Raw genomic sequence first — 3040 nt, 5'->3', positions numbered from 1 at the left:
CCTGTTCACCGGCGCGATGGGACCGACCGCGGTGACCGACCAGCGGCTGGTCGCCCCGGTGCCGCCGGGCTGGACGTTCGCGGAGGCCGCCGCCGCACCTGTCGTCTTCCTCACCGCCTACTACGGCCTCACCCGTCTGATGCGGCTGGGTCGCGGCGAGCGCATCCTGATCCACGCGGCGACCGGCGGCGTCGGCACCGCCGCCGTGCAACTCGCCCGGCACCTCGGCGCGGACATCTACGCGACCGCCAGCCCGGCGAAGCAGCGGGTGCTACGGGCGCTCGGCATCCCGGACGATCACATCGGCAACAGCCGCACCCTCGACTTCGAGGAACAGTTCCTGGCCGCCACCGGCGACGCGGGCATGGACGTGGTGCTCGACTCGCTGGCGCGGGAGTTCGTCGACGCCTCGCTGCGGCTCCTGCCGCGCGGCGGCCACTTCCTGGAGATGGGCAAGACCGACATCCGTGACCCGCAGGTGGTCGCGGACGCCCACCCGGGCGTGGAGTATCAGGCGTTCGACATGGTCGACGCCGGCCCGGACGCGATCCGGGAGATGCTCGACGAACTCGGTCTGCTGTTCGCGTCGGGGGTGCTCCGGCCGCTGCCGGTCACCGCGTTCGACATCCGCGACGCACCCACCGCCTTCCGCCACCTCAGCCAAGCCCGACACACAGGCAAAGTCATCCTCACCATCCCCACCACCCTCACCCCGAACGACACCGTCCTCATCACCGGCGGCACCGGAGCGCTAGGCGGCCTGCTGGCCCGGCACCTCGTCACCACCTACGGCATCCGCCGCCTGCTACTGACCAGCCGCCGAGGCCCCGACGCACCCGGCGCCACCGACCTCCACAGCGAGTTGGCCGCACACGGCGCCGACATCACCATCGCCGCCTGCGACACCAGCGACCCCGATCAACTCGCCGCACTGCTCGACACCCACCGACCCACCGCCGTCATCCACACCGCAGGCATCCTCGACGACGGCCTCCTCACCGACCTCACCACCCAACGACTCGACACCGTCCTCACCCCCAAAGCCGACAGCGCCTGGCACCTGCACGAACTCACCCGCAAGCACGACCTCACCGCCTTCGTCACCTACTCCTCCATCGCCGGCACCCTCGGCAACCCCGGACAAGCCAACTACGCCGCCGCCAACACCTACCTCGACGCACTCGCCACCCACCGCCACACCCACGGACTACCCGCCACCTCCCTCGCCTGGGGACTGTGGGCCGGGGGCGACGGCATGGGCGGCGGGCTGGCCGAGGCCGACGCGCAGCGGATGCGCCGGAGCGGCCTGCTGCCGATGGCACCGGACGAGGCCCTCGCGCTGTTCGACGCCGCGCTCGCCGATCCGGCTCCGACGCTGGTCCCGGCCCGCCTCGACCCGGCCGCGCTGCGACGCCTCGCCGGGAGCCCGGACGTGCCGCCGCTGCTGCGCGGGCTGGTGCGGCCCGCGCCACGGCGAGCCGTCGCGTCGGGGAACGGCCGGGGCGGATCGGCGCTCGCGCTCCGGCTGGCCGGGCCGGACCGGCTCGGCGCGCTGCTCGGTCTCGTCCGCGAGCACGTCGCCGCGGTCGCCGGGTATCCGTCCGCGGACGCCGTCGACCCGGGCCGGACCTTCCAGGACCTGGGCTTCGACTCGCTGACCGCGGTCGAGCTGCGTAACCGGCTCACCGCCGACACCGAGCTGCGGTTGCCGGCCACGATGATCTTCGACTATCCGACGCCGCAGGCGCTCGCCGCCTACCTGCTCACCCACATCGCACCGGCCGCCACCGAAACCGCCAGGCCGGCGCCGTCGGCAGTCGCGCCCGGCGAACCGATCGCGATCGTGGCGATGGCCTGCCGGTTCCCCGGCGAGGCGGACACCCCGGAACGGATGTGGCGGCTGCTGGCCGAGGGCGCCGACACGATCGGCGAGTTCCCCGACGGGCGCGGCTGGGACATCGACGAACTCTTCGACCCGGACCCCGACGCGCCGGGGAAGTGCTACGCGCGGGAGGGCGGCTTCGTGCACGACGCGGCCCGTTTCGACGCCGACTTCTTCGGCATCAGCCCCCGCGAGGCCACCGCCACCGATCCGCAGCAGCGGCTGCTCCTGGAGACCACCTGGGAGGCGTTCGAGGCGGCCGGGATCACCCCGGCGACGCTGCGCGGCACCAGCACCGGCGTCTTCGCCGGCGTCGTCGCCCAGCAGTACGGGACCGAGGCGCCGCTGGAGATCGAGGGCTACAGCATCACCGGCACCACGACAAGTGTGGCGTCCGGCCGGATCGCGTACACCTTCGGCCTGGAAGGTCCGGCGGTCACGGTCGACACCGCGTGTTCGTCGTCGCTCGTCGCGATCCACCTGGCCGCGCAGGCGTTGCGCGGCGGCGAGTGCGATCTGGCCTTGGCCGGCGGCGCCACGGTGATGGCGAACCCGACCGTGTTCACCGAGTTCAGCCGGCAGCGCGGCCTGGCTCGGGACGGGCGGTGCAAGTCCTTCGCCGCGGCGGCCGACGGGGTGGGCTGGGGCGAGGGCGCGGGCATGCTGGTCCTGGAGCGGCTTTCCGACGCCCGCCGCAACAACCACCCGGTGCTCGCGGTGATCCGGGGGTCGGCGGTCAACCAGGACGGCGCCAGCAACGGCCTCACCGCCCCCAACGGGCCGTCCCAGCAGCGGGTCATCCGCCAGGCCCTGGCAAACGCCCGGCTGAAGCCGTCCGAGGTGGACGCGGTCGAGGCGCACGGCACCGGCACCACGTTGGGTGACCCGATCGAGGCACAGGCGCTCCTGGCCACCTACGGCCAGGACCGACCCGACGACCGGCCACTGTGGCTCGGCTCGGTCAAATCGAACATCGGGCACACGCAGGCCGCCGCCGGTGTCGCCAGCGTGATCAAGATGGTCCTGGCAATGCGGCACGACGAGCTGCCGCAGACGCTCCACGTCGACGAGGCGTCCCCGCACGTCGACTGGGACGCCGGGAACGTCGCGCTGCTCACCGAGGCCGAGCCGTGGGAGCGCAACGGTCACCCGCGACGG

1 protein-coding gene is annotated in these 3040 nt (G+C 73.2%); it reads left to right on the top strand.

What is annotated here, in order from left to right:
- Nucleotides 1-3040, top strand: a 3040-nt coding sequence (locus SM450_RS30960) for a type I polyketide synthase (protein WP_474623315.1), incomplete at both ends; no start/stop codon positions are given.

It is taken from the genome of Micromonospora marincola (assembly GCF_056150385.1).
Note: the sequence above shows the minus strand (reverse complement) of the source record. Positions and strands in the feature narration are given on the sequence as shown.